The following is a 729-nucleotide window of genomic DNA, read 5'->3' on the forward strand; positions in this document are numbered from 1 at the left end:
AGCCTTTAATAATTCACGGACCTCCCTTTTGTTAAGTACCACGGGAAGGTCTTTCTGTCTTTTTATCTGTGGAAGCCGGATGCGTTTTTTATCCATACCCAGAACCTTATAGGCAGCACGAAGCCCATAGATGGTATGTTTAAAAAAGCTCTCCGAAGGGGTCTTGTGCAGGTTCCGGCAGTGGTAGGGATAGTCGTTTATTTGTTCCTCGTTAAGGGCCTCTGGACTACATTTATAGTAGATGGCCAAGTGGGCAAGACAGCGTAGGTAGTTCCTTAAAGTGCTCGTTGCTTTACCGTTAACGGCAAAACTCTTTTCCAAAGTAAGGGCCAGTTCTTTAAATCTGGGGACTTCCGATAAGGCGACCTCTAAAATCGTCCTTGACTTTTTTTAAATACATATGCTTAAGGTTTTTATCAAACAGTAAGATAACGTACTTTTATAAACCAATTAAAGGCTTCCGAGGTACGAGGATTAGTTCAACAACGTGTATAAAACATAGCTAATAATTTCTAAATCAAGAGGTTTGTGCTTATTTACAAAGACCGCCAAATTTTTAATTTCGCTTTTAAAAAGTGAAAAATTAAAAACAAAATATAAAAATTCGGCTCTGTGTTAATCCGAAAAGTTAGTGTCTTTTTACACGCTACGTTTCATACACAAACCGTTCAGGCCGATTGCCAGAGGACATATCGCTCCGCCATGAAATCGGACACCCGAGGGAACAGT

1 pseudogene is annotated in these 729 nt (G+C 40.1%); it reads right to left on the reverse strand.

The features are described 5' to 3' along the window. Positions 1–321 (reverse strand): annotated as a pseudogene (locus ACFQZJ_RS17155) (tyrosine-type recombinase/integrase); the annotation flags it as partial. Positions 322–729: the final 408 nt, after the last annotated feature.

Source organism: Maribacter chungangensis, from assembly GCF_042676845.1.
Classification (GTDB): domain Bacteria; phylum Bacteroidota; class Bacteroidia; order Flavobacteriales; family Flavobacteriaceae; genus Maribacter; species Maribacter chungangensis.